21 protein-coding genes and 1 other RNA gene are annotated in these 23,421 nt (G+C 43.4%); 12 read left to right on the forward strand and 10 right to left on the reverse strand.

The window, feature by feature from the left end:
* Nucleotides 1–19 precede the first annotated feature (19 nt).
* The 3 genes from PSBA01_RS09645 to adk all read left to right on the forward strand — a co-directional run bounded on the left by PSBA01_RS09645 (nt 20) and on the right by adk (nt 2,658).
* Nucleotides 20–508 (forward strand): cytochrome c-type biogenesis protein, encoded by a 489-nt coding sequence (locus PSBA01_RS09645; RefSeq protein WP_379542903.1) that lies wholly within the window; start codon nt 20–22, stop codon nt 506–508.
* On the forward strand, nt 505–1,785 hold the full coding sequence (gene ccmI / locus PSBA01_RS09650; RefSeq protein WP_186474121.1) for a c-type cytochrome biogenesis protein CcmI: 1,281 nt from the start codon (nt 505–507) through the stop codon (nt 1,783–1,785). Before PSBA01_RS09645 ends, ccmI begins: the two co-directional genes overlap by 4 nt.
* Nucleotides 1,786–2,001: 216 nt before the next feature.
* Nucleotides 2,002–2,658 (forward strand): adenylate kinase, encoded by a 657-nt coding sequence (adk, locus tag PSBA01_RS09655; RefSeq protein WP_071001977.1) that lies wholly within the window; start codon nt 2,002–2,004, stop codon nt 2,656–2,658.
* A gap of 242 nt (nt 2,659–2,900) precedes the next feature.
* On the opposite strand, the gene secB is transcribed toward adk, so the two are convergent.
* The 4 genes from secB to rsgA form a co-directional block, all read right to left on the reverse strand.
* Entirely contained in the window at nt 2,901–3,353 is a 453-nt protein-coding gene (gene secB / locus PSBA01_RS09660) for a protein-export chaperone SecB (protein WP_186474123.1), read from the reverse strand.
* A 178-nt stretch (nt 3,354–3,531) separates the two neighbouring features.
* On the reverse strand, nt 3,532–3,795 hold the full coding sequence (gene grxC, locus PSBA01_RS09665) for a glutaredoxin 3 (protein ID WP_058025920.1): 264 nt from the start codon (nt 3,793–3,795) through the stop codon (nt 3,532–3,534).
* A 311-nt stretch (nt 3,796–4,106) separates the two neighbouring features.
* Nucleotides 4,107–4,568, reverse strand: coding sequence for a rhodanese-like domain-containing protein (locus PSBA01_RS09670; protein WP_186474125.1), 462 nt, complete (start codon nt 4,566–4,568; stop codon nt 4,107–4,109).
* Nucleotides 4,569–4,729: 161 nt separating this feature from the next.
* Nucleotides 4,730–5,833, reverse strand: coding sequence for a ribosome small subunit-dependent GTPase A (gene rsgA / locus PSBA01_RS09675; protein ID WP_186474127.1), 1,104 nt, complete (start codon nt 5,831–5,833; stop codon nt 4,730–4,732).
* Between the two features lie 247 nt (nt 5,834–6,080).
* On the opposite strand from rsgA, the gene orn reads away from it, so the two are divergent.
* Nucleotides 6,081–6,668 (forward strand): oligoribonuclease, encoded by a 588-nt coding sequence (gene orn, locus PSBA01_RS09680; protein WP_058025917.1) that lies wholly within the window; start codon nt 6,081–6,083, stop codon nt 6,666–6,668.
* Between the two features lie 145 nt (nt 6,669–6,813).
* Here the strand turns inward: orn and PSBA01_RS09685 are convergent, their stop codons facing one another.
* Nucleotides 6,814–7,701 carry a UDP-2,3-diacylglucosamine diphosphatase gene (locus tag PSBA01_RS09685; RefSeq protein WP_186474129.1) on the reverse strand — a complete coding sequence of 296 codons (888 nt, stop codon included), beginning with the start codon at nt 7,699–7,701 and terminating at the stop codon, nt 6,814–6,816.
* A 147-nt stretch (nt 7,702–7,848) separates the two neighbouring features.
* The gene (locus PSBA01_RS09690; RefSeq protein ID WP_087040198.1) at nt 7,849–8,364 is read right to left on the reverse strand and encodes a peptidylprolyl isomerase; all 516 of its coding nucleotides are present in this window, start codon (nt 8,362–8,364) and stop codon (nt 7,849–7,851) included.
* 314 nt (nt 8,365–8,678) lie between these two features.
* On the opposite strand from PSBA01_RS09690, the gene PSBA01_RS09695 reads away from it, so the two are divergent.
* The 5 genes from PSBA01_RS09695 (at nt 8,679) to PSBA01_RS09715 (ending at nt 14,288) form a co-directional block, all read left to right on the forward strand.
* Entirely contained in the window at nt 8,679–10,418 is a 1,740-nt protein-coding gene (locus PSBA01_RS09695; RefSeq protein WP_186474131.1) for a glutamine--tRNA ligase/YqeY domain fusion protein, read from the forward strand.
* A gap of 124 nt (nt 10,419–10,542) precedes the next feature.
* Nucleotides 10,543–11,286 (forward strand): phospholipase D family protein, encoded by a 744-nt coding sequence (locus tag PSBA01_RS09700; RefSeq protein ID WP_186474133.1) that lies wholly within the window; start codon nt 10,543–10,545, stop codon nt 11,284–11,286.
* 204 nt (nt 11,287–11,490) lie between these two features.
* Nucleotides 11,491–12,129: a peroxiredoxin gene (locus PSBA01_RS09705; protein ID WP_186474135.1), complete on the forward strand. Its 639-nt coding sequence runs from the start codon at nt 11,491–11,493 to the stop codon at nt 12,127–12,129.
* Between the two features lie 222 nt (nt 12,130–12,351).
* Nucleotides 12,352–13,014, forward strand: coding sequence for a glutathione S-transferase family protein (locus PSBA01_RS09710; RefSeq protein ID WP_186474137.1), 663 nt, complete (start codon nt 12,352–12,354; stop codon nt 13,012–13,014).
* Between the two features lie 335 nt (nt 13,015–13,349).
* Nucleotides 13,350–14,288, forward strand: coding sequence for an META domain-containing protein (locus PSBA01_RS09715; protein WP_186474139.1), 939 nt, complete (start codon nt 13,350–13,352; stop codon nt 14,286–14,288).
* A 142-nt stretch (nt 14,289–14,430) separates the two neighbouring features.
* On the opposite strand, the gene ruvC is transcribed toward PSBA01_RS09715, so the two are convergent.
* Nucleotides 14,431–15,015 carry a crossover junction endodeoxyribonuclease RuvC gene (gene ruvC, locus PSBA01_RS09720; protein ID WP_071001968.1) on the reverse strand — a complete coding sequence of 195 codons (585 nt, stop codon included), beginning with the start codon at nt 15,013–15,015 and terminating at the stop codon, nt 14,431–14,433.
* 153 nt (nt 15,016–15,168) lie between these two features.
* On the opposite strand from ruvC, the gene PSBA01_RS09725 reads away from it, so the two are divergent.
* A complete protein-coding gene (locus PSBA01_RS09725) occupies nt 15,169–15,789 on the forward strand; it encodes an FxsA family protein (protein ID WP_186474141.1) in 621 nt (206 codons plus the stop codon).
* A gap of 113 nt (nt 15,790–15,902) precedes the next feature.
* Here the strand turns inward: PSBA01_RS09725 and ssrS are convergent.
* A non-coding RNA gene (ssrS, locus tag PSBA01_RS09730) (6S RNA) lies at nt 15,903–16,098 on the reverse strand.
* Between the two features lie 234 nt (nt 16,099–16,332).
* Here ssrS and gpmI point away from each other — a divergent pair.
* A complete protein-coding gene (gene gpmI / locus PSBA01_RS09735) occupies nt 16,333–17,997 on the forward strand; it encodes a 2,3-bisphosphoglycerate-independent phosphoglycerate mutase (protein WP_186474143.1) in 1,665 nt (554 codons plus the stop codon).
* Nucleotides 17,998–18,310: 313 nt separating this feature from the next.
* Complete coding sequence (locus tag PSBA01_RS09740; RefSeq protein ID WP_228724556.1) at nt 18,311–19,705, forward strand: S41 family peptidase; 1,395 nt, start codon at nt 18,311–18,313, stop codon at nt 19,703–19,705.
* Between the two features lie 82 nt (nt 19,706–19,787).
* On the opposite strand, the gene PSBA01_RS09745 is transcribed toward PSBA01_RS09740, so the two are convergent.
* Both PSBA01_RS09745 and PSBA01_RS09750 read right to left on the reverse strand, forming a co-directional pair.
* A complete protein-coding gene (locus PSBA01_RS09745; RefSeq protein ID WP_186474146.1) occupies nt 19,788–21,494 on the reverse strand; it encodes a sigma-54-dependent transcriptional regulator in 1,707 nt (568 codons plus the stop codon).
* A gap of 171 nt (nt 21,495–21,665) precedes the next feature.
* A complete protein-coding gene (locus PSBA01_RS09750) occupies nt 21,666–23,414 on the reverse strand; it encodes a sensor histidine kinase (RefSeq protein ID WP_186474148.1) in 1,749 nt (582 codons plus the stop codon).
* Nucleotides 23,415–23,421: the final 7 nt, after the last annotated feature.

Consider the following 23,421-nt stretch of genomic DNA (forward strand, 5'->3'; position numbering starts at 1 on the left):
TATCGCTTGTCTATTCAGTATGGCCAGTTTTGCTGCTATTGATGTCTATGATTTTGACTCTGTACAGCAAGAGGCACAGTATCGTGGTCTTATCGAAGAGCTGCGTTGTCCAAAATGCCAGAACCAAAACCTAGCAGGCTCTGATGCCCCAATTGCCCAAGACTTAAAGCAAAAAACCTACGATTTGGTCAAAGATGGTCGTAGCGATGGTGAGATTCGTGCCTATATGCAGGAACGTTATGGCGACTTTATCAGCTATAAACCACCAGTGCGTCCTTCAACGTGGATCTTATGGTTTTTCCCACCATTATTGCTCATCATCTTGTTAGTAGGTTGGTTTTGGCAAAGTAAACGACGTCAGCTTGTTGCGAGTGGTGCAAGCGGCATGACAGCAGATAATACCGCTGAGGCGCTATCTGTTGCCGAAAAAGCGGAGCTTGAGCGCTTATTGTCACGTGCTGATAATAAAGACGTTCACGATATTACAAGCCTTGGGGGCAAAAAATGACCATATTTTCTACGGTTGGCTTATTTATTGCGCTGAGCTTACTGACCGCCTTATTGCTTGCTGTTATAGCCATCAAACCATGGTTGAGAGCACCGCGTACGCATAGTAAGCCTTTGGACAATCAGCTATTAGGTATCAACGTTGCCGTATTTCGTGAGCGCTTAGCAGAGCTGAAAACAGATAAAGACAGTGGCATCATTGATGAGCATCACTATCAAAACCAAAAACTTGAGCTTGAACGCCAGCTTTTGGATGCTCAGCGTGAAGTGACACCGATGGTGACCCCTGGTATCAAAAGCCGATTGATCATTGTCTTTTGGGTACCTGTGCTGTCTGCCATGGCGTACTTGATGGTCGGAGATCGCACGCCTGTTTTTGAGCTTTGGGCAAGCGAAGACAAAGTAGGTCAAGTGGCGGATGACTTATTAACTGGCAAGATTGACCAGCCACCTGCTTGGGCGATTGAAGATGGCAATCAGCTGATTAGTGCCATGCAGACCAACGTCTATCGCCATGCGTACGATTACAATCGTTGGATGCGCCTATCAGAGTTGTTCTTATCATTAGAGGCGACCGATTCAGCACTAGAGGCCTTATCACGTGCTTATCGTTTGTCACCTGATAATGAAGAGATTGCGATTACTTACGCGCAGATTAATTTCTTTGCTAATAAGGGTCAGCTAGACGAAAATAGTCGCCGAGTGCTAGAAACTGTATTGGCCAAAAACCCACAGCATGAAGGCGCGCAAATGCTCATGGCAATGGGTGAGGCGCGAGCAAATAACTTTGATCAAGCACAAGGCTGGATCAAACGCTTGCGTGACAGTATTTCTGCCAAACCAGGCGACCATACGCAGGCGCTATCCAGTCTAGATGAGCTCAGTGCCAATGTGACCATGCAGCAGCAACAAGCGTCTGAGGGCATTGAGGTGACCGTTAAGATCAACTCAAGCCTAATGCCATTGGTCAAAGCGGATGACGTGCTGTTTGTGGCGATTCGTGATGTGAATGGTGGCCCGCCATTTGCTGCCAAGCGTTTGCCAATTAGTGCGATTAAGCAGGGCGAGGCTACTATTAGCCTAAGCGATCTTGATGCGATGATGCCAGAGCGTACGCTAAGATCAGCCCGTTCTGATAAGGTTCAGTTGGCTGTTATTGCGCGTATTAGTCACAGCGGCACAGCTATCGCAGAGTCAGGAGATTTATCAGGTAATCCTGTTGTGATTCGTGCCGACCAAAATCAGGCCAATGTAGAAATCAATCAACAAATCCCCTAGTATTAGGGTTGGTTATTGTGAGTATTTTTCATATAAATGCTGTTGACCACAAAAGGCTTAACAGTGTTATATGGAAAGATAAGTCATGGCAACTTATGACCCTAATTAGAAAAAAACTTGAGGTTTGTCAGGTCACAAGGTAAGGTGTCTTGGCAATCAATTAATCCCTAAGTTGTAGTAATCCCAAAATCCCATTGAATTCAGGAGAGTCGTGTAATGATGCGTATTATTTTGCTAGGTCCACCAGGCGCCGGTAAAGGTACTCAAGCCCAGTTTATTTCTCAGGAATATGATATTCCGCAGATATCGACGGGTGATATGCTACGTGCTGCTATCAAAGAAGGCAGCGAGCTTGGCAAAAAAGCCAAAGATATCATGAATGCTGGTGGTCTGGTTTCTGATGACCTCATTATCAATCTCGTAAAAGAGCGTATTGCAAAGCCTGATTGTGCCAACGGGTGTATCTTTGATGGTTTTCCACGCACTATTCCTCAAGCGCAAGCCCTTGCCGATGCTGATGTTGCCATCGATCACGTGGTAGAGATTAGTGTGCCCGATGATGAGATCGTTAATCGTCTGTCTGGTCGTCGTCAGCATCCAGGTTCAGGCCGTGTATATCACGTGCAGCACAACCCACCAAAGGTTGAGGGCATCGATGACGTAACGGGCGAAGCACTTATCCAGCGCGAAGATGATCAAGAAGCGACCATTCGCGACCGTCTGTCGACTTACCATGAGCAAACATCTGCATTGGTTGGTTTTTATCAAGAAAAAGCCGCCGAAGGCGCAGATTCACCAAACTACGATAAGTTTGATGGCACGCAAGATATCGAAGAGGTTAAGCAGCAGATTTTGTCTGCGTTAAAAGGCTAATGTTCGATTTTAGCTAATTAATTTAACCAGTCGATGTGGTCGTTGAAGACCCTGTTTAATAGCAGGGTCTTTTTTATGGCTAATATTTATATATTGGATAATTTTATCTTCTATAAAAAGCATTCAGCATATTGCTGACTCATGATTGAAAATCACCCACAAAAAAACCGCTTACTCATTATAAGTAAACGGCCTTTTATCAAATATACGACTCGTAGAGCTCATATATTTTTGGTTAGCGCTTAAGCATTACCTTGAGCATCAACTTGTGCTTGCTGCTGGCTTTGTGCATAAGCTTGGTCAAAGTTCACAGGTGCAAGCAATAGCTGCGGGAAGCTACCACGCGTCACGATGTCGCTGATGACTTCACGGGCATATGGGAACAGCACGTTAGGGCAGTATGCACCCAAGATTTGACCGATTTGATCTTCTGGGATGTCTTTTAACAAGAAGATACCTGCTTGATGTACTTCAGCGATAAATGCCGCTTCTTCAGCATTTTTTGCCGTGACGCTAACGATTAGGACGATTTGGTAATGATCGTCATCTAATTTTTCAGCATTGCTAGACAAATTGATATCAAGCTCTGGGTTCCACTCTTTGGTGAATACGCTTGCGCCTGGTACTTCAAGTGACATATCTTTTACATAGATACGCTCTAGTGCCAATTGTGGTTGTGCTTGTTCTTCAGCCATGATAAATCCTCTAAAATTAAATCAAATAATGGGGCAAACTACGATCTTAAAAAAGCATTGTAATATAAACCAAGATCAAATCTCGATGTTTTTTATGGTTACGTCTCACTATGGCTTTTGAGTCTGCCACTGTCCATCTTCAAACCAATAAAGACAGACAGTAAAGCAAGGTAGCAGATTAACCCGCTAATAGCTCGTCAAGTTTGCCTTGCTGGTTCATTTGATTCAGCTCATCAAAGCCGCCGACAAAGGTTTCACCAACGAAAATTTGTGGCACAGTGCGATAGTTATTGGTTTTTTTCATCAGCGCTTGACGATCTTCACTACTCATGTCATGCATGCTGATTTCTTCGTAATCAACGCCTTTGGTTTTTAGTAGCTGCTTTGCATTTGAGCAGTATGGGCAGATAGGGGTCGTATAAACTTTAACAGATACAGTCATGGTAAATCCTTATTTATAAATTTATGAGATAACAAACTTATTATAGATAGCCTGATAAATTATCATAGTCTAAGTATTGATAGAATCTGTTATCAATGAGTAAAGTATCAATGAGTAAAGGCAAATGTATTCGATTCTGCTCATACTAAAGTGGGGATGAGCATGACAAATTCAAGCCGTCTTAGTTTAAAACCCTCAGTAGCAGTATAAACAGGATATAAAAAAAGACACCTATTGCTAAGGTGTCTTTTTATTTTGCTATCGTTAATCGGATGCTTTCTTTAGTCAGAAGCTATATTTTAGCTAATCTACTATTTGCTTAAACTAGGCTTGGGCTTAGCTTTGTTTTTTGATTTAGCGTCTTTTTCTTTTACACCAACCAATGGCATACCAGCGCCTTGCCAGCCGCCAATACCGCCATCTAGGCGATAGACACTGTCTTTACCAATCATCTGAATCGCAGCGCCTGCTTGCACACCCATATCGCAGATAATAATCACTGGCTGCTCAATCGCACGAATCTCTGCTAAGCGCTCTTTGAGATCAGTGAAAGGGATGTTGCGGCTGCCTTGAATATAGCCTGATTCAAACTTCTTCTTGGCACGGATATCAATCAGCTGCGCGTTCTGAGAGTTGACCATCATGCCAAGAGTGTTGGGCGATATTTTTCTACCGCTACGTTTGTTTTCAATGGTAAAAAACAGGATAGCAAGTACGGCTAATATACCAAATAAAAACGGGTGGTTGCCCACAAATTCCAGCGCACGATCCAAACCATACCTCCAAAAAAATAAGTGTTCTATTGAGCTGAGAAGCCAGCCCAATGATAATGAACAAGGCGCTATTATACCGATAAGGTCATCTATAGTAAACGGGCGATCACACGGTCAATAATCAAGCTATCATTTTGCCTTTGAAATGATGCTGACTGAATTTAGTAAGGCTTAGTATCAGCTTCCTCTCGTAGCGTCACGAGGTTTTCAACGCGGCGCTGCAACACCTCACCATCAGCCACGGCTTGCCATAGCGCGCAGCCTTTGCTGTTATGAGTGTGACGACAGTCACGGAACTGACAATCACCTGCCAGTGGTGCCAGCTCAATAAATCCTGAGATGATATCATCAGGCGTTAGGTGCCAAATGCCATATTCGCGAATACCTGGTGTATCGACGATACCACCTTGCGTCAAATCCTCGGGGTTAAATGGTAACAATCGGCTTGTCGTTGTCGTATGCTGACCAAGCTTAGAGTTTTGCGAGATGATATTGACGCTTTGACCAGACTCAGGAAGTAGGGCGTTAATAAGGCTGCTTTTGCCAACACCAGACTGCCCTGCAAAAATGACCAGCTTTTTGTCTATGTAGCGTTTTAGCTCATCGAGACCTTCTTGCTCGGCGCTTTCGGCGATATTTTCGGGGCAATCGACTGAGGTCAGAACACTTTCATAACCAAGTGCGGCATACTGTGCCAACAACTCATTGGTATCCACGCCGTTCTCTTGTGCCAACAGATCGGCTTTGTTGAGGACGAGCAGTGGTTTGACGCCCGCGTGATGGCAGACGACCAGATAGCGATCGATCAAAGTAGGAGCGGCAGCAGGCAATGGCGCAAAGACGATGGCCAGAATATCAACATTGGCGGCAACAGGTTTGAGCTTATGATAACGGTCAGGGCGAGAGACCAATGAGGTACGCGGTTTGACGGCTTCGATACGGCCAAAGCCTGTGTTGGAGTCGGCACTCCAGCGCACTTGGTCACCAGCGGCTAGCATCGGCAAGTTAGTGCGTACATGGCAGCGCCAAATATCGCCGAGCTCAAGCGTTTGCCAAAATGGCTCTGGATCATCAGGCGCAATCTCTGGCTGCTCAGGTATCACCACAGGTAGGCTTGTGACTTGTACTTCTAATTGCTTACCGTAATGCGCCATGACCACGCCATCCATCAAGCTGTCATCGATGCTGTCTTGACTTAACAATTGCTGCTTGTCGATGCGACGAATCTGTTGTTTGGTCAGTTTGCGTTGCCGGATTAATGCCATGGGTTTTAACCTATTATAAAAATATTGCTAAGTGTAGCGTGAAAATTTGCTAACATACAGCCTAAAGCGTCTGCGGCAGACAGGGGTTTTGTAATATTGTACGATTCTATAGGTTTTCTAAACCAAGTAGCGTGTTGCAATACTGTCTGAGCACGGGTGTCTACGTGTAATACGTTTTTTCAATTGTTTTTCTAAAGTTGTTTTTTTTAAAGTTGTTTTTTCAAAATTATGAATGATAGGATATTTTATGGCTACCGGTGACCATCCCAATAAGATTAAAATCAAAAATCAAGGCAAAAAAGGGCTGGTGTGGATTGATTTAGAAATGACCGGACTTGATACCTTAAACGATGAGATTATCGAGATTGCCACTGTCGTGACTGACGAAGATTTGAATGTGCTTGCTGAAGGGCCTGTGTTTGCGATCAAGGTATCGGATCAAGTCTTAAATAAGATGGATGACTGGAATACCAAGCAACATGGTCAGTCAGGATTGGTCGACCGTGTGCGTCGTAGCACGGTGACATTGGCTGAAGCGGAAGCTGAGACCATTAAGTTTCTGAGTAAATGGGTCGATAGTGGTAAATCGCCAATGTGCGGCAACTCTATCTGTCAAGATCGCCGCTTTATGGCGCGCCAAATGCCAGAGCTTGAGCGCTTCTTTCATTATCGTAACCTTGATGTATCGTCAATTAAAGAGCTATGTTTCCGCTGGCGTCCTGACATTCTAAAGAACTTTGAAAAAGGGGGCAGTCATCTGGCCTTAGACGATATCCGCGACTCTATTCGTGAGCTAAAGCATTATCGTCAGCATTTCTTTAAATTAATGGATTAGATAGCGAGCGATAAGCAGTTCAAGATTGTAGTAAACGTAAAAAGGGTCTATTGAACTATCAACAGACCCTTTTTTAACTGAAGAGATATTTTTTAAGATGCGTTGTCTAAAACGCCATTAAGTTTAAAGCGCCATTAAACGCATTTTAGCGAATAAGACATTCAAACTCATATAACTCAAACTCAGTATCATTACTGCTTAAATTGTTACTATTCAAACGGTCATTTGAATGCTCATTATCTGTCACTACCCCAATCACAGCGCTTACTTTCGGCTGGCGAGCGTCTTTATCTAGCAAACGCCAATCACCAAGCACGTAGCGCTTTTTATCAGCAGTCGCCTGATGAATATCTGGACGATGCGTATGTCCGTGCAATAAAGCATCGCTGTCAGTAATGGCTTGACGTACGGCCTCATCATTCACATCCATGATATAAGCCGCTTTATTGGCATTGTTCTGCTGGCTTTTTTTACGCATGTTGTCTGCGATGGCCAAGCGTTTCTCTAATGACTTATTAAGCAAATACCACTGGGTTAGACGATTACGCATAATTTTGCGAAAGAGTTGATATTTCTTGTCATCGGTACAGAGTGCGTCACCGTGCTCAAAGCGATAACTCTGCTGACCAACAGTCAAAGTATACGGCTCGCTTATCAGCTCCCCACCGAACAGATTACAAAACGGCTGACCCAATAGAAAATCACGGTTGCCATGCATGACCAATATCTCGCAGCCATTAATACGTAGCTGTTTGAGCTTTGCAATCAATGGGGTTAGCCAATGCGCCATCTGCTCGTCTTCTGGCCTTTTTTCTTTTAATAGGGATAAATACATATCATCACCCAGCCATACCTCAAACCAGTCGCCCAATATAAAGAGGCGTTTGAGCGCGGGCAGAGCAAGACAGTCATCGAGCAGCGCCAAAAAAGCCTGCACTAAGGCAGGCTCCTGAGGCGATAAATGCAAATCGCTAATCAATACTTGCCGCACTTGATGAGGGCGGGTCGTGATTAAGTGATTAAAACGTTGCATTTATCTTGATCCTCGTGACTTATCGTATGGCGGCGAGCATTACTTAGTAAGTTCTACTAGAAAATGCTCGCTTGTTCACAGCTATCGCTAAGTAACTATTACTAACTACTGACTACTGACTACTGACTAGCTGCTATTGAATGACTATTACTGAGTAATGATGGTTGCTGAGTTGATAACAACTGGCTCTTTTGGTACATCAGCATGCATGCCGAAACGACCAGTTGGGACGCCTTTCATTTTTTCGATCACATCCATACCGCTGGTGACTTTACCAAATACAGTGTAACCCCAACCTTGCATGTTTTTGCCAGTGTGGTTTAGGAAATCATTGTCTTTTACGTTGATGAAGAATTGGCTAGTTGCTGAATGTGGATCTTGGGTACGCGCCATTGCGATAGTACCTTTGTCGTTTTTCAAACCATTGTCCGCTTCATTTTCGATAGGCGCGTTGGTTGGTTTTTCATTCATCTCAGCGTCCATTCCGCCGCCTTGAATCATGAAACCATCAATAATGCGATGGAAAATCGTACCGTCATACTGACCAGATTTTACGTAGTTCAAAAAGTTTTCTACGGTCTTTGGTGCTTTTTCTTCGTTGAGTTCGATAACGATCGCACCCATATTGGTGTCAAGTTCTACTACTGGTGGCATGTCTACCATGGGATATTCCTCTTTGATTGCAGCGCCTTAAATGACGCTGTCAAGTGGTGGTTAAAAGTTGGTTGTTAAAAAGTTACGGGTAGTCTAACGGCTTTTTTATCCCATGTCATGTATCAGGCTGTTAATGCGTTTGCAAAAGCTGATAGAATAACGCAACTTTAGCCATTTTTGATCAGCTTTGACAAATTGTGATAATGCGGACGCGTTATCTGAGTTTTTATATCCCAATTTATTTTAATAATTTATTTTGAACGTTTTGTGATGCGTGATGGCACGTATCACAAATTGACAATTTGCGTTAGGAGCAATATCCGATGAGTGAGCACTCAAGCAACCATGCACAAAAAGACGAAGTAAAAAACGACTTTATTCGTAATATCATTCGTGACGATGTCAATGCGCAAAGATACCAGCAAATTGTCACACGTTTTCCGCCTGAGCCAAATGGCTACTTGCACTTAGGTCACGTAAAATCTATCTGCCTAAACTTTGGTGTGGCCAAAGAGTTCGGCGGGGTGTGTAACCTGCGTTTTGATGACACCAACCCAACTGCAGAAAAACAAGATTATATTGACAATATCGAAAATGATGTGAAATGGCTCGGTTTTGAGTGGGCAGGCGAGGCGTATCACGCGTCAAGTTATTTTGATCAGCTACATGCATGGGCAATACAGTTGATTGAGCAAGGCGATGCCTATGTCGATTTGCAAACGCCTGAGCAGATTCGCGATAACCGTGGTTCATTCAATGAAGCAGGCAAACCATCTCCGCAGCGTGATGCCAGTGTTGAGGAAAACCTAGCGCTGTTCAATGATATGAAAGACGGTAAGTACGCTGAAGGTAAGGCGGTATTGCGCGCCAAGATCGATATGGCAAGCCCGAACATGAACCTGCGTGACCCTGTTATTTACCGCGTGATGCATCAATCTCATCATCAGACTGGTGATAAATGGTGCATTTATCCGATGTATGACTTTGCCCATCCACTCTCTGATGCGCTCGAAGGTATTACCCATTCACTATGTACGCTTGAGTTTGAAGACCATCGTCCATTCTATGATTGGGTCATCGAAAAAATCGGCTTTGACGTGCCGCCGCATCAGTACGAGTTTAGCCGCTTAAATGTGGATCATACATTGACCAGTAAGCGTAAACTCAAGCAGCTCGTTGATGAAGGTATCGTAAGCGGTTGGGACGATCCCCGTATGCCGACTATCGCTGGTATGCGCCGCCGTGGTTATACGCCAGAGGGCTTGCGTGACTTTTGTGAGCGTGTGGGCGTGACCAAAGCCGATAGCGTGGTTGATTTTCGTTTACTAGAGTTTAGCGTTCGTCAGTCATTAGAGACGACTACTGGTCGCGGCATGGCGGTATTAAAGCCATTAAAAGTGACGATTACTAACTTTAGCGAGGCGGTCAGTAGTTGGGAGACGCAAAAAGCCGATAGCGTGAACGCGCGTTTTGATGATGCCACGCAGACCCTTTGGTTGACGCAGCCGAACCATCCTAACGTCGATATGGGTGAGCGTGAGATTCCGTTTACCGAGACTTTATATATCGATCAAGGTGATTACGAGATTGAACCGCCAGCAGGCTACAAGCGTCTGTCTCCAGAAAAGCCAGAGATTCGTTTGCGTAACACTTACGTGCTAGCCGTCACTGAGCATATCACTGATGAAAATGGCAATGTTGTTGAGCTAAAAGCGACGATTGATCCTGCTACGTTGGGCAACAATCCTGAAGGCCGGAAGGTTAAAGGGGTGATTCATTGGGTATCAGCCAGTCAAGGTGTGCCAGCGACCGTGCGCATGTACGAGCAACTATTCAGTGCTGAGGACCCAAGTGGCGTCGCTGATGTTCATCAAGCACTAAACCCTGACTCGCTCACTGAGCTGTATGCTGTCGTTGAGCCATCTTTAGCCCATGCTGATGCTGGCACGCGTTTCCAGTTTGAGCGTGAAGGGTACTTTATCACCGATAGCGAAGATCACAGCACGGATAAGCCAGTCTTTAACCAAATCGTTAGCTTGCGCGATAGCTATAAGCCAGCTTAATAGATGTTTTGAAACAATACTGAACAATAGTAGTTTGCAAGTAAGCCCATTTCTAGTACGCTAGGGATGGGCTTTTTTGTGAATAATTATGAAGTTTTTGACAGTTATATCTAAGGAAGTGAGCATGGCAAAATTTTTGAATAGCAGTGGGACGACTTATCATTTAGAAGAGTTGATTAAAAATGCGTCTGATCGGTTGATTATTATTAGCCCATATTTAAAGCTGAATGAACGCATTAAAGAGCTGCTAGAAGATCGCAACCGTCTAAAAATCGATATTCGCATTGTCTATGGCAAAAATGACTTACATCCAGAAGAAATAAACTGGTTAAAAAACTTAACGTTTATTCGTACCAGCTTTTGCAAAAACTTGCATGCGAAATGCTACCTGAATGAAAACGAGTGCATTATTACCAGTTTGAACCTGTACGAATTTAGCCAAGTCAATAATAATGAGATGGGCGTACTGATTTATCGTAATGACGATGCTAAGCTTTATGCTGATACTTATGAAGAAGCGCAACGCATTATTCGTATCAGTGATGAAGTTAGGATGTCTCTTGAAAAAGTCACTGAAACTGAGAACCAGCCTGAACCTAGCACCAAAACAATGAGCGCTCCTACCAACACAATCGTCACATCTACAACAGACGCCGCACCTAGTTATTCTAAACTGACCACCGCCAAGCTTGCTAAAGAATTAGGTCTCAAGACCCAAGAGTTAAATGATAAATTGCTTGCAGCGGGTTACTTAGAGGCGCAAGATGGTGAATTGGTATTGACTGATGCTGGGCGTGTGGCTGGTGGCGTGAGTAAAAAAGGCAAGTTTGGTGAGTTTTGCTTATGGGATGCAGGGATGGTGGTTTAATAAATAATCGATATATCTACTTAGGGTTAAATGGAATAACCGCATTACAATCCGTCACAAGACATTCATAACCAGTTTGTTACTATAAAGTCAGGTTTTACGGATGTGCTTTGCATTTTTATGGCGAGCACCTCGATGATAATAATAGAGCGCGCGGCCAACGGGTCGATACAAGCGTTCATCAACATAGCTAAGGAATAAAGCATGGCACATTTACGTTTAGGCGATACCGCACCAAACTTTGACGCTGCGACCACAGAAGGCGATATTAATTTCCACGAGTGGGCAGGCGATCATTGGGTGGTTTTTTTCTCACATCCAGCAGACTTTACCCCCGTATGTACCACTGAGCTTGGTCGTGCAGCAGCACTCAATGGCGAGTTTCAAAAGCGCAATGTAAAACCGATTTGTATCTCTGTCGATAGCTTAGAAGACCATAAAGCGTGGGCGAGTGATATCGGTGAGACGCAAGGGACAGAGATGAATTTTCCAATCATCGCTGATCCTAACAAAGAAGTGGCTGAATTATATGACATGATGCATCCTAATGCAGATAGCACGCATACGGTACGCAGTGTCTTTATCATTGATCCAAATAAAAAGGTGCGTCTAACGCTGACGTATCCGGCCAGCTGTGGCCGTAACTTCGATGAAATTATCCGTGTTATTGATGCGTTACAACTATCGGATGAATATAACATCGCGACGCCTGTAGATTGGAAAGATGGTGATGACGTAATCATTCCACCAAGTGTCAAAAACGAAGATATTGCTGCCAAATATCCAAAAGGTCATAAAGAAATCAAGCCGTACCTACGTACGACCCCAGCCCCTAATAAATAACTGGACTGGTTGCATAAATATGATTAAATAAAGCCCCGTGACTTAAAGTTATGGGGCTTTTGCTATTTTTACCTCACGAGTAATAAGCCTTTGCCATGACGGTCAGAGTAGGCTATAACTATGGTATGGAGTATCAATAGATAGGTGCTCATTAGTGCCACCATCATAATAAGGCGTATCAGCGCTAAATTTCTATTCAATCATTCTTACAAGGAGTTCATCATGAAAAAATTATACGTCACCCGTACAGCGCCCAACCCGCGAAAAGCCCTTATTTTATTGGCATCAAAAGGGATTGATGTTGATGATATGGATGACATTGATGTGATTGATATTGATTTTGCCAAAAATGAGCAGATGTCAGACGAATTTACCAAAATAAATCCGATGCAGACAGTCCCTGTCTTAACACTAGACGATGGCACCGTGCTCAATGACTCACAAGCAGTCTGTGAGTATCTGGATCGCGTCTATGGTGAGCGTTCTGTTATGGGCAATGACGTGATACAGCGTGCCCAAGTGTGCTCGATGCGCCGTATTGCTGAGTTTGAGGTGATGTATAATTTAATGCTAGCGTTTCAGCACAGTCATCCGTCTAAAGCCCAGCGTGTTGAACAAGTGCCAGAATTTGTTGCGCCATCAATTGCCCGTGCTGTCAAAGCCATGGGGTATTTTGAGACAATCCTAGAAGGTCGTGAATATCTGGTGGGTGAGCAATTGAGCTTTGCTGACATCGTGCTGTATTTGGGCTTAGATTTTGGTAAAGTGCTCAAGGTTGATCCTAATGAGCAAGGCAAAAACCTAGCCCGTTTTTATCAAATGATGAATGAGCGCTTCAGCATCAAAAACATGGCTAAATCTAAGCCTGCGGAAATCAATGATTAGATAAAGAGATACATCGCAAGTTCTATTGTTTTTAGATGCTTGCTCATTAAAGATAATATCGGGGATAGCTAATATGTATTAGCTATCCTTTTTTTGTCCATGAAATTAACGACATTAGATAGCAAAATAATAAAAGAATTTAAAACATAATAAAAATCAACATTTTATTACATAAGCTAATAATGCTCGGTCTATAGTGGTTAATTTAACGTGATTATAATAACGATATTGCCAGAACAGTTAATTAAATGTTTCTTCAAAACATGCAAGACCAGCAAGTATATAGAAATAAGTAATCGAGAAAATTGAGATACGCTTACTAAGAGGTATGCAATATGGTAGGTAGAGCCAGAATATCAGTAACGCAACTGTTTTTATTGCCAAGTATAGTGGCGGTGAGCCTCATACTAGGCGCTTGTCAAAAAGAAAACACGGCTCACGACAATGAAGGATCAGGTATCTCCAATACTGGTGAAAAAGTAGACTCACTAGCGATTGAGGATAGGGCCTCAGATACCAACTCAGCAACTACTGAATCTGGCTCGACGACATTTACTCCCGAAGAAAAGCTGATGAATACTTTGTCTCGTCATCGTTGGAGCTTGGTTAGGGCAACGGATGCCAATGAGCAGCCTATAAGTGAGCTTACAGATATCGATGGTCAAGGGACTCTGGTATTTAATCCAGAAACACTTATCTATAGTGTCGGTTGTAATACAATAAGCGCTGCTTATCAGCTGCAAGGACATACATTGAGTATCGAGGAAGGAATGAGCACCAAAATCTCCTGTAGCGATCTTGATATGGCAGAAAACACATTAAATACATTAATGCTAGGGAATAGTGAGTTAAAAATAGAGCAAAGTGACAGCCCAGTATTGACTCAGTTTACCAACGATAATGTTACTTTGGTATGGAATGGCAGACTCACACCACAAGCGAAATACAATAGTAAGGGCGAGACGGTATTTTGGGCAGTGAATGCCAAAGAAGTCAATTGTGATATGAATGGTGAAAAGCAGTGTCTCCAAGTTAGGCCCGTCACTTACAACGACCAAGGTGTCAAAGTTCGTGAAGGGAAGTGGAGAGTATTTGCGGGAGAAATAGATGGATACCAGCATGACGGTATGCACGAAGAAGTATTACGATTGCAGCGCTACCGATTAGAGACTAATGAATTAATAGAGTCAGATGAGACAACAGAAAATGATAATGATGATGAAAAGTATGCATATGTACTCGACGCTGTCATTGAAAGTGCAGTCGTAGAGTAGTCCGCTATAATTTCGTCTTGCAAATGATAAAGTGACAGTGCTGGTACTCATAAAAAAACACGCATCCAATAGCGTGTTTTTTTATTGTCTCACTATTTTAATGCTTATTGGTTTTAAAGCTTGTCTGCTTTAACGCCTATCTTTAACGCAAGTTACCCAAATCTTCTTCGGTCAAACGCCAACGACCCTTTTTCTTAGAGCCACCGCGTCCTCGCATAGAGCTATTAAGTAGTATTTTATTCATAGAATGGCTTGAGTGCGCATGACAAATAGCACAGGCAAGACCATCGGCTGCATCCTGCTGTGGTACGACTTCTAACTGTAGTATGCGGCAAACCATCTCCTGCACTTGCTCTTTAGCAGCAGCACCATAGCCGCACACCGCTTGTTTGATCTGCCGAGCAGTATACTCTGACACTTCTAAATCCAAGGCGACCATCGCTGCAATAGCCGCGCCTCGTGCTTGCCCAAGCTTGAGTGCAGAATCAGGGTTTTCTGCCATAAAGACTTGTTCAATCGCCGTATAGATAGGCTCGTCAGCGTATTTTAAGTGATGCTGCGTAATGCGGGTCAATCCATTAAAAATACGCTTGAGGCGTTCAGGCATCTCTTTGGTATCTGTGCGAATCGTGCCTGCATCGATATAAGTGAGCTTATCACCCGTCTGCTGGACTATTCCATAACCCGTCATGCGTGACCCTGGGTCGATCCCGATAATAATTGCCATAGTATTCCGTCTTGCTTACATTTTGTTTTATGGCTTAAAAATCAGCCGTAAGTTTGATAGTATAGCAACCAATCCCCATATACATCATATGTTAGCCATTTTAATTTGCATGGCGCTCAATTTATTGGTTTTTATTTTATAGGACGACACTTTATGGGTCAGATAGTTGGTATAGCCATCGTTTGGTTTATTATCGAGATGCTACTGTGGTATTTGCTTGCTCAGTTTATGAGCGGCTGGTGGGTATTCATGTGGTTTATTGTCGCAGCAGTGATCGGTATTTCTCTTATACGCAAAGGTATGGCTTCTTTGAATCCAATGGCTCAGCAGATGAAAGCAGGTGGTATGATGAACCCTGCAATGCGTCCACCAGAGTCCACCATGATTAAGAGCATTGCCATGGCAGTCGCGGGTATCTTGCTACTTATTCCAGGTGTGCTGAGTGATGTGCTCGCACTACTCGTGATCTTGCCACCAGTACAAAAGAAACTCAAGGACTTTGCCAATAACTATGTCATGAACAATCAGCAAAAAATGATGGAAATGATGGCAAAACAGATGGGTGGTCAAATGGGCGGCCAAAATCCATTTGGTGGAATGGGTGGTCAGAATCCATTCGGTGGCGCAGGCGGTATGAATAACCAAAATCCATTTGGTCAACAACAGCAAAACCCGTTTGGTGACGTATTCAAACAGCATACGACTGTTGATGGTACGGCCAAAAACATCCCTAAAGATGTGAAAAAAATTACCAAATCTGCTAATGACGAGTAACAGTGATTTAGTCATTCATTAGGCATAGAAAAAGCCCCTTCCGTCATTAACGAAAGGGGCTTTTTGGTGGCAGTGAATACATCAATTATAAAGAACATATTTACAAACCGAATGAAACAACCGAAGTGCCGCTGTAAGATGGTGACCCATGAACCGTGAAGTTCAGGGCGGATGCGTCATCCTCTCTGCAGGTTTCCTGATACACCGCAAGCGGTGCAGGCATACACAATGAGACGATAGGTACCACATCCTGGTAAAGCATTATCGGCTCAGGGAATAAACATCTACTAGCCAACACTTCAGAATAGATTCATCTTAACCAATGAGATGAATGATTGCAAGTAGGATTTACAGATTGATACGCAGTATTGTTACCTAGTATCTGTGGTAGGTTTTGGGCTTTTGATAACGATACAAACCCCATCATTTTTTAGTGAAAAATTGTCAGTTTTTCAGCTATTTTAAGATATGTGTTAATATATAGGGCTTTCCATACCCTAACATAGCATTGAAGGCGTTCATTCACTCGAGGAGCGGTAATATATGACCAGTACCCAGCAAGCATCAGAATCTATTGGCGACAATCAGGCGCAGCAGCTCAGCAGTAAGCAAGAAGACGGCGCACAGAATAAAAAAACGCCGCATGTCTTAATGATATTAGACGGCTTTGGTTATCGTGAAGAAGATAAAGATAACGCCATTGCTGCGGCAAATATGCCAAATCTAGATAGAATTTACCAAAAATACCCTCATGGACTGATTTCTGCTTCTGGAGAGGATGTGGGCCTGCCAGATGGTCAGTTTGGTAACTCAGAAGTTGGCCACATGAACTTGGGTGCTGGCCGTGTTCTTTATCAAGACTCGACTCGCATCTCAAGTGAACTTGCCAATCGTGAATTTTATAAAAATGAGGCATTGGTTGACGCAGTAAAAGCGGCCAATGAGCTTGGCGGCAACGTACATATTATGGGTCTGCTCTCTGATGGCGGTGTTCACTCACATCAAGACCATATCGAGGGTATGTGCCATTCAGCGTTGGTTCATGGTGCCAAAAACGTCTTTATCCATTGCTTCTTAGACGGCCGTGATACCCCGCCTAAATCTGCGGATAAATATATCAATCGTTTGCGTGATTATATCGATAAATTGAATGCTCATTATGAAGGCGGACGTGTACAGATTGCCAGCATTATTGGTCGCTACTATGCAATGGATCGCGATAACCGCTGGGATCGTGTACAAAAAGCTTATGAGCTGATCACTGAAGGTAAGGCAGATCGCTTATCAACAAGAGCAGATGGCGCTGTCCAAGCGGCTTATAAGGCACGTGAGACTGACGAATTTATCAGCCCGACGACTGTGATTGGACGTGATGAAGTGCCATATACTGTCGAAGACAATGATGCGCTGATATTTATGAACTTCCGTGCCGACCGTGCTCGCGAGCTTGCTCAAGCCTTTGTTTTACCTGATCATGAGTTTTCAGGATTTGCCCGTCAAAAGCAGCCAAAACTTGCTGCCTTTGTGATGTTGACCAAGTACTCAGACGTTTTGGCGGACAATGCAAAAACCAGCATTGCTTACTATCCAACGTCTTTGGCCAATACCTTGGGAGAGTACTTGCAGGATCAAGGTAAAACACAGCTACGTATCGCGGAAACTGAGAAATATGCGCATGTGACGTTTTTCTTTAGCGGTGGCCGTGAAGAAGAGTATGAAGGCGAGACGCGTATTTTGGTACCCTCTCCAGATGTAGCAACTTATGACTTAAAGCCTGAGATGAGCGCGCCTGAAGTCACGGATAAGTTAGTAGAAGCGATTGAATCTGGCCAATATGATGTGCTCGTTGTCAATTATGCCAATGGAGATATGGTAGGTCATACAGGGGTTTTCGATGCTGCGGTACAAGCCGTAGAAGCGTTGGATGTCTGTGTGGGCCGTGTCGAGTCGGCAGTAAAAGCTGCTGGCGGTGACATGCTTATTACGGCTGACCACGGTAACTGTGAGCAAATGCAAGACTACGAAAGTGGTCAAGTACATACTCAGCATACGACAGAGCATGTACCGCTGATTTACGTAGGCGCACAAAAACTACAGGTACGTCGTGGCGGTAAGCTCAGTGATGTAGCACCGACTATTTTGGCACTAATGAATGTTGATGCACCCACCGAAATGACTGGTGAGAGTTTATTGGTTTCAGCATCTTAAGCCAGTTGTCTCAGATTATCCGTACATCGGATAATCTGTAAAGACATGGCTTGTTAGATGAATGATATAAACTAGAAAAGGGAGGGGTAGCTATTACCTTTCCCTTTTTTTATGATGGATTTTGCTTGATGATTTGCAAAACTGCCCTAGTTTGAGAGAGGCCTTTGGTGTTAACTTATACGGTAATACATAACAATAACTTTATACATTCTATTATTTAAATGAGTTTTTTATGCATCCTATCTCTTTTGTGTGCGCATCTTTGTCTAAACAATTAGACCAACGAGTGATGAAGTCGTCGCTAGCGACCATTATGTCCAAACCCGTATACTTCAAGTTTATAGGCTTTAAGCCCAGTCTAGCAATAGGTTTGCTTGGATTGTGTGTTGTCAGTATGGACGCGCAAGCAGCAGTGACCTCATTCGGTGATGCTAGTCCGACATCAAGCCTACAGCTTATCAGTTTGAATGCCGATGATATAGTGGCTGAAGATGATACTGAGATGCTGAATGCTGCCGACGAATCAGATGACTCAATAGACAGTATGCCAGACGAAAGTGCGGTAATGGACGATGATGATAATATCGATACTAGTATTCCATCAGAGGTTGCGCAAGTATCATTGAATGCAATTTCTCCTGAGACATTAAAGACCTTTGTTGCTGTTGTTGATTTAGTGCGCCGTCAGTATGTTGACGCGGTCAATGATGAGGAGTTATTTAATAATGCAATGAGCGGTATGTTAACTAAGCTCGATAGCCATGCTGAGTTTTTGGATGCGGAGGCCTATGAAAACCTACGTGCTTTTACCGAAGGGGACGTAGGTGATATCGGTATCCAAGTTACTTATGAGCCAGAGGTAGGCTATTGGATCATCACAAAAGTTATTGATGATTCGCCTGCAGATAAAAAAGGCATCGCAGTGGGCGATTATTTACACCAAGTTGGTGAATTCAAACTTGACGAAAATCGGCAAAGTAATGACGTTGAGCAGCTATTAACAGGGATTGCTGGTACCCAAGTAGATATCATCACTTCTAAAGCGGGTCGCCGTAAGCATACAACGACCTTACAGCGGAATAACAGTCACCCTCAAATTGTCGAGACAAAACTCGTCGATGGCATTGCGATTGTTAAACTACCTGCATTCCAGAACAATAGCCGTGAAAAGCTGTTGGAAGGTTTGATTAATTTAGATGCACCTATCTCAGGTATTTTACTTGATTTGCGTGACAATCCGGGCGGTGTTCTTACATCGGCGGTGAGCGTTGCCAGTTTATTTATGAATGATACCGATGTGGTACAAGTACAAGCACGTCAAGACAAATCGCGCGTACTAACCACCCAAGGGGATGCGATACTTAAGCCTCTACCTATGGTTGTTCTACAAAATCGCTACTCGGCATCAGCGGCAGAGGTTTTGGCCAGTAGTTTACAGGCACAAAAACGCGCTACTATCATCGGTGAAGTAAGCTATGGTAAAGGCTCAGTACAGTCAGTCATACCACTCAATGACGAGCAAGCAGTCAAGTTGACAGTAGCTAACTATATGACAGCATCAGGCAGGCAGATCGATGTCATCGGCGTTGAGCCTGACATTACTTTGTCAGGAAGTGAGAGCTCATGGGAGCAGCAGGCACTGGATTTATTAAAACCCCGCGCGCTCGATTCTGGCATCCGCTTCATTCGAAAGACTACTGCAAATTAGTATATTGTTGATAGATTTAACAATATACCGTCAGGCAGCCATTGAATCTCTGAAATAAATATCTAATGGCCCGATAGAAGACTTACTCAGATTGATCTTCTGCAATTTCTAGCTTTTTCATACGATAACGTAATGAGCGAAAAGTCGTCCCAAGTAGTTCTGCTGCTTGGGTTTTGTTCCAGCCAGTTTGTTTGAGGGCTGTGATGATTAATTGCTTTTCTTGTTCCTGTAGATAATGCTCCAACCCTTGGGCTGGCAATTGACCATCAAGCGGTTCTTGCAGGCTTGTAGTCTCATTCTCTTTTGGTTGAATAGGACGATGGATGGGTACTTTCTCATTCGTATCACTTGAGCTGGTTGATGGTTCTGTATTATTGGGCACTGAGCGCTGTATCATTGAAGGGTAGTGTTGGGTATTAGTACGATAAGGGTGCAAGTTGGTTGTTTCTTGCTTGTGCTTTACAGCCGTTATCTCACTGTCAGATTGAAGAGTCTGTTCACGGTTTTCTATTGCTTTAGACATTGTTTGGGTAGTTGGTTGAGATTGGTTTTGCTCATTTGCGTAATGGTTAGATTGTTGCGCATTGCTGTGAGCTTGCGTATCTTTAAGGTCGTGATCAACATCAGGTAGGCCTAAATGACTGATATCAATGTCCGAAGTTTCCGCCAACGTCACTGCACGCTCAAGTAAATTACGTAGTTCACGAACGTTACCGGCAAAGTCATGACGCTGCAAACGTTCGCTGGCTTCACGCGTGAGAGATGGGGGTATCTCTAGCTGCCACTCAGCAGAAATCATGGCTAAAAAATGCTCTGCTAATACAGGGATGTCATCACGTCGATCATTTAATGTCGGTAGCTTAAGCTCAATCACATTGATACGATAATACAAATCTTGTCGAAATGCGCCATCCTGTACCAAGCGGCTCAAATCTTTATGAGTAGCGGATAAAATGCGGATGTCTACTGGTACTTCTTTGGTGTCACCAATGGCCCTCACAGTCTTTTCTTGAATAGCACGCAACAGCTTCACCTGCATCGCTAATGGTAAGTCTGCCACCTCATCTAAAAATAAAGTACCGCCATTGGCTTGCTGAAACAATCCCTGCTTGTCAGCCACAGCTCCTGTAAAACTGCCTTTTTTATGACCAAAAAACTCTGACTCCATCAGCTCAGAAGGTATTGCACCGCAGTTCACTGGTACAAAGCTGCCATCTCGTCGCGGACTTAAATCATGAATCAGTCTAGCGACGACCTCTTTACCTGTACCAGACGCACCAGATAAAAAAACAGGCGCTTGTGAGCGTGCCAATTTTAATATGGTGTTTTTAAGAGGGTGCATGACCGCAGAATCACCGATTAGCCTAGCGTCCAGCATCTTTTGCTCAGGTGAGGATTCAGGCGTGGCTTGTGCCCCATTATCCTGATGAATAACCTTTAGAGCGTTTTCTACCAATTGACGTAATCTTGGTAGCTCAAGTGGTTTATTGACAAAATCAAAAGCACCAAGCTTCAGTGCTTCAATGGCCAGATCCATACTTCCATGAGCAGTAATGACGGCTATCGGTGTATTCGAGCTGTTGCTGAATTCTTTGACCAGCTCCAACCCTGAGCCGTCAGGTAGTTTCAAGTCAGTGAGGCAAAAATCATAAGTATTGTCTTGCCAGTATGATCTTGCTTGCGCCAAAGTATAGGCTACATCACTTTTGATGCCCATTTTAGTCAAAGTGATTTGCATCAATCGGCATAGATCCACTTCGTCATCAACGACTAGCGCGCTTGTTGTCATACATTATCTCGTCAAATTCAATGGCTGCAAAGTATTAATAGCTAGGTCTAAATAGGGGTAAACTTCTTTTACAAAAAAAATTGTAAATCAATCATGTATGGTGGCTATTAGCTACCAATATGTAATGTTCAAAAATTTGTGATTAAGTAGTATTTTGATTTATGACTGGGATTAATAAAGATTTTCTTCCACGGCTTGAAAGATATTTTCAGAGTCAATAGCAGGCGAAATAAAACGAAAACACGTTTTTTCATGTTCAGGAATATAGAGCAAACGTGCCTGATTGGCTTCACAAAAGGCTTGCGATAAATATAGTCCCAAGCCTGTGCCAGCTTTGTCTGTTGTAAAAAATGGATTAAACAAATGTTTTAAATCCTCAGTCTTAATACCATCACCATCATCTAATATGTCAATTATAACATCGCTGTCTGCACAGTAAATCTCGATTTCTACGTAAGCGTGAGGATGGCTATAGCTGCTATAACGCAAGCCATTGTTGATCAAATTAATCAAAATTTGTTCTAACTGGTGAGGATCAAATGATATGGTTGGTTGGGTTTTTACATGCAGAAAAATGTCGTGCCCTTGAAAATAATTATCCAAAAATACTGGCATCCACTCAGCCAAAACAATGGCTTGCTGAGAGGCCGCTTGCTGGCGAGACAGTTTTAAAATATCTTCAATAATACGGTTGACGCGTTTGGTTTGCGAAAATATCATTTCATAGAGCTCATGATTGCCCGTCATGTTGACATTTGATGCATTTGCCTCAATTTCGGTCAAGTCTTCCATCAGTAGTTGGCTGGCTTGTGAGATGGCGGCTAGAGGATTTCTAATTTCATGAGCAATACTGGCAGTGAGTTGTCCTAACGACGCCAGTTTTAATTGTTGGGCGCTGGCCTGCTCACGGCGTAAGTCTTCCAATAGGATTAATTTGCTATCATCTTTTAGCGGGATGATTTGTACGCGTAGCTTACCAAATATCGAAGCGTTTGCCACCTCAGGCACATCGTACGTAAACGTACGCGATTGTCCTGTTGCCACTGACAAGCAAGCTTGGAGTAGCTGAGAATGCTGTTTGCTAAGTTGTTGTTTAAAGTTAGATAGAATGGCATGAGGCGTATCGCCTCTCACTTCTTTTATATCGGTTGAAGTGCTAGATGCAGACAATGATGAATCTTGTGTGATACTGAGCAGTTGGTGGGCTGCTAGATTTGCAAGGACGATATTCTGTTTATCGATGACAATCACACCATTGACCATTTGTGTAATGACTTCTTGATTGATGACATTGAGTCGTTCAACCTCTTTGGCATGACTTTGTGCAACTTTCTCAAGCTGTACCAAACGTTGTGAGATAGACCAACTCAAACCCCCTACTGCCAAGAAGCTTGCTGACATCAGCAAAGCATCACCCAAATTGGCCAAATTCATACTATTGGCAATGGCATAAAAAAACTGCTGATAGATAACAAAAATAATAGCCAACAAAGTGATAACTAGCGCTTGTGAACCATGCAATAGCATAAAGCTAGCGGCGACAACAACCATATAGAGCATGGTCAGTTGTAAGTCCGGCTCACCTGCTGTATACAGCAATAAGCTTAATATAATAACGTCTAATACGAGCCCAAACGCTAACTGTCGGCGCATCTGCTTTGTGACAACGTAAAACAGCCCGAGCAAAATCAAGCTCAGCATCACATAAAAGCTCAGGGCTGTTTGCTGTAAAAAACTGGGGAGAGAGGCGCTATCACCGGCGCGTGCAGATATATATACCATCAGCATAGAAAATATACTGACGACAAAACGATAACTGCTATAAATAATGCCTAGTCTGCGCAGCTGCGGCAAAGGAAGTGTATCATCGTGGTGTAAATAGCGACTGATGGCAGAAATGATGGTGGTAGCAGGTTTCATAAATTGA

The organism is Psychrobacter sp. KCTC 72983, assembly GCF_014280455.1.
In the GTDB taxonomy this organism is placed as follows: Bacteria; Pseudomonadota; Gammaproteobacteria; order Pseudomonadales; family Moraxellaceae; genus Psychrobacter; species Psychrobacter pacificensis.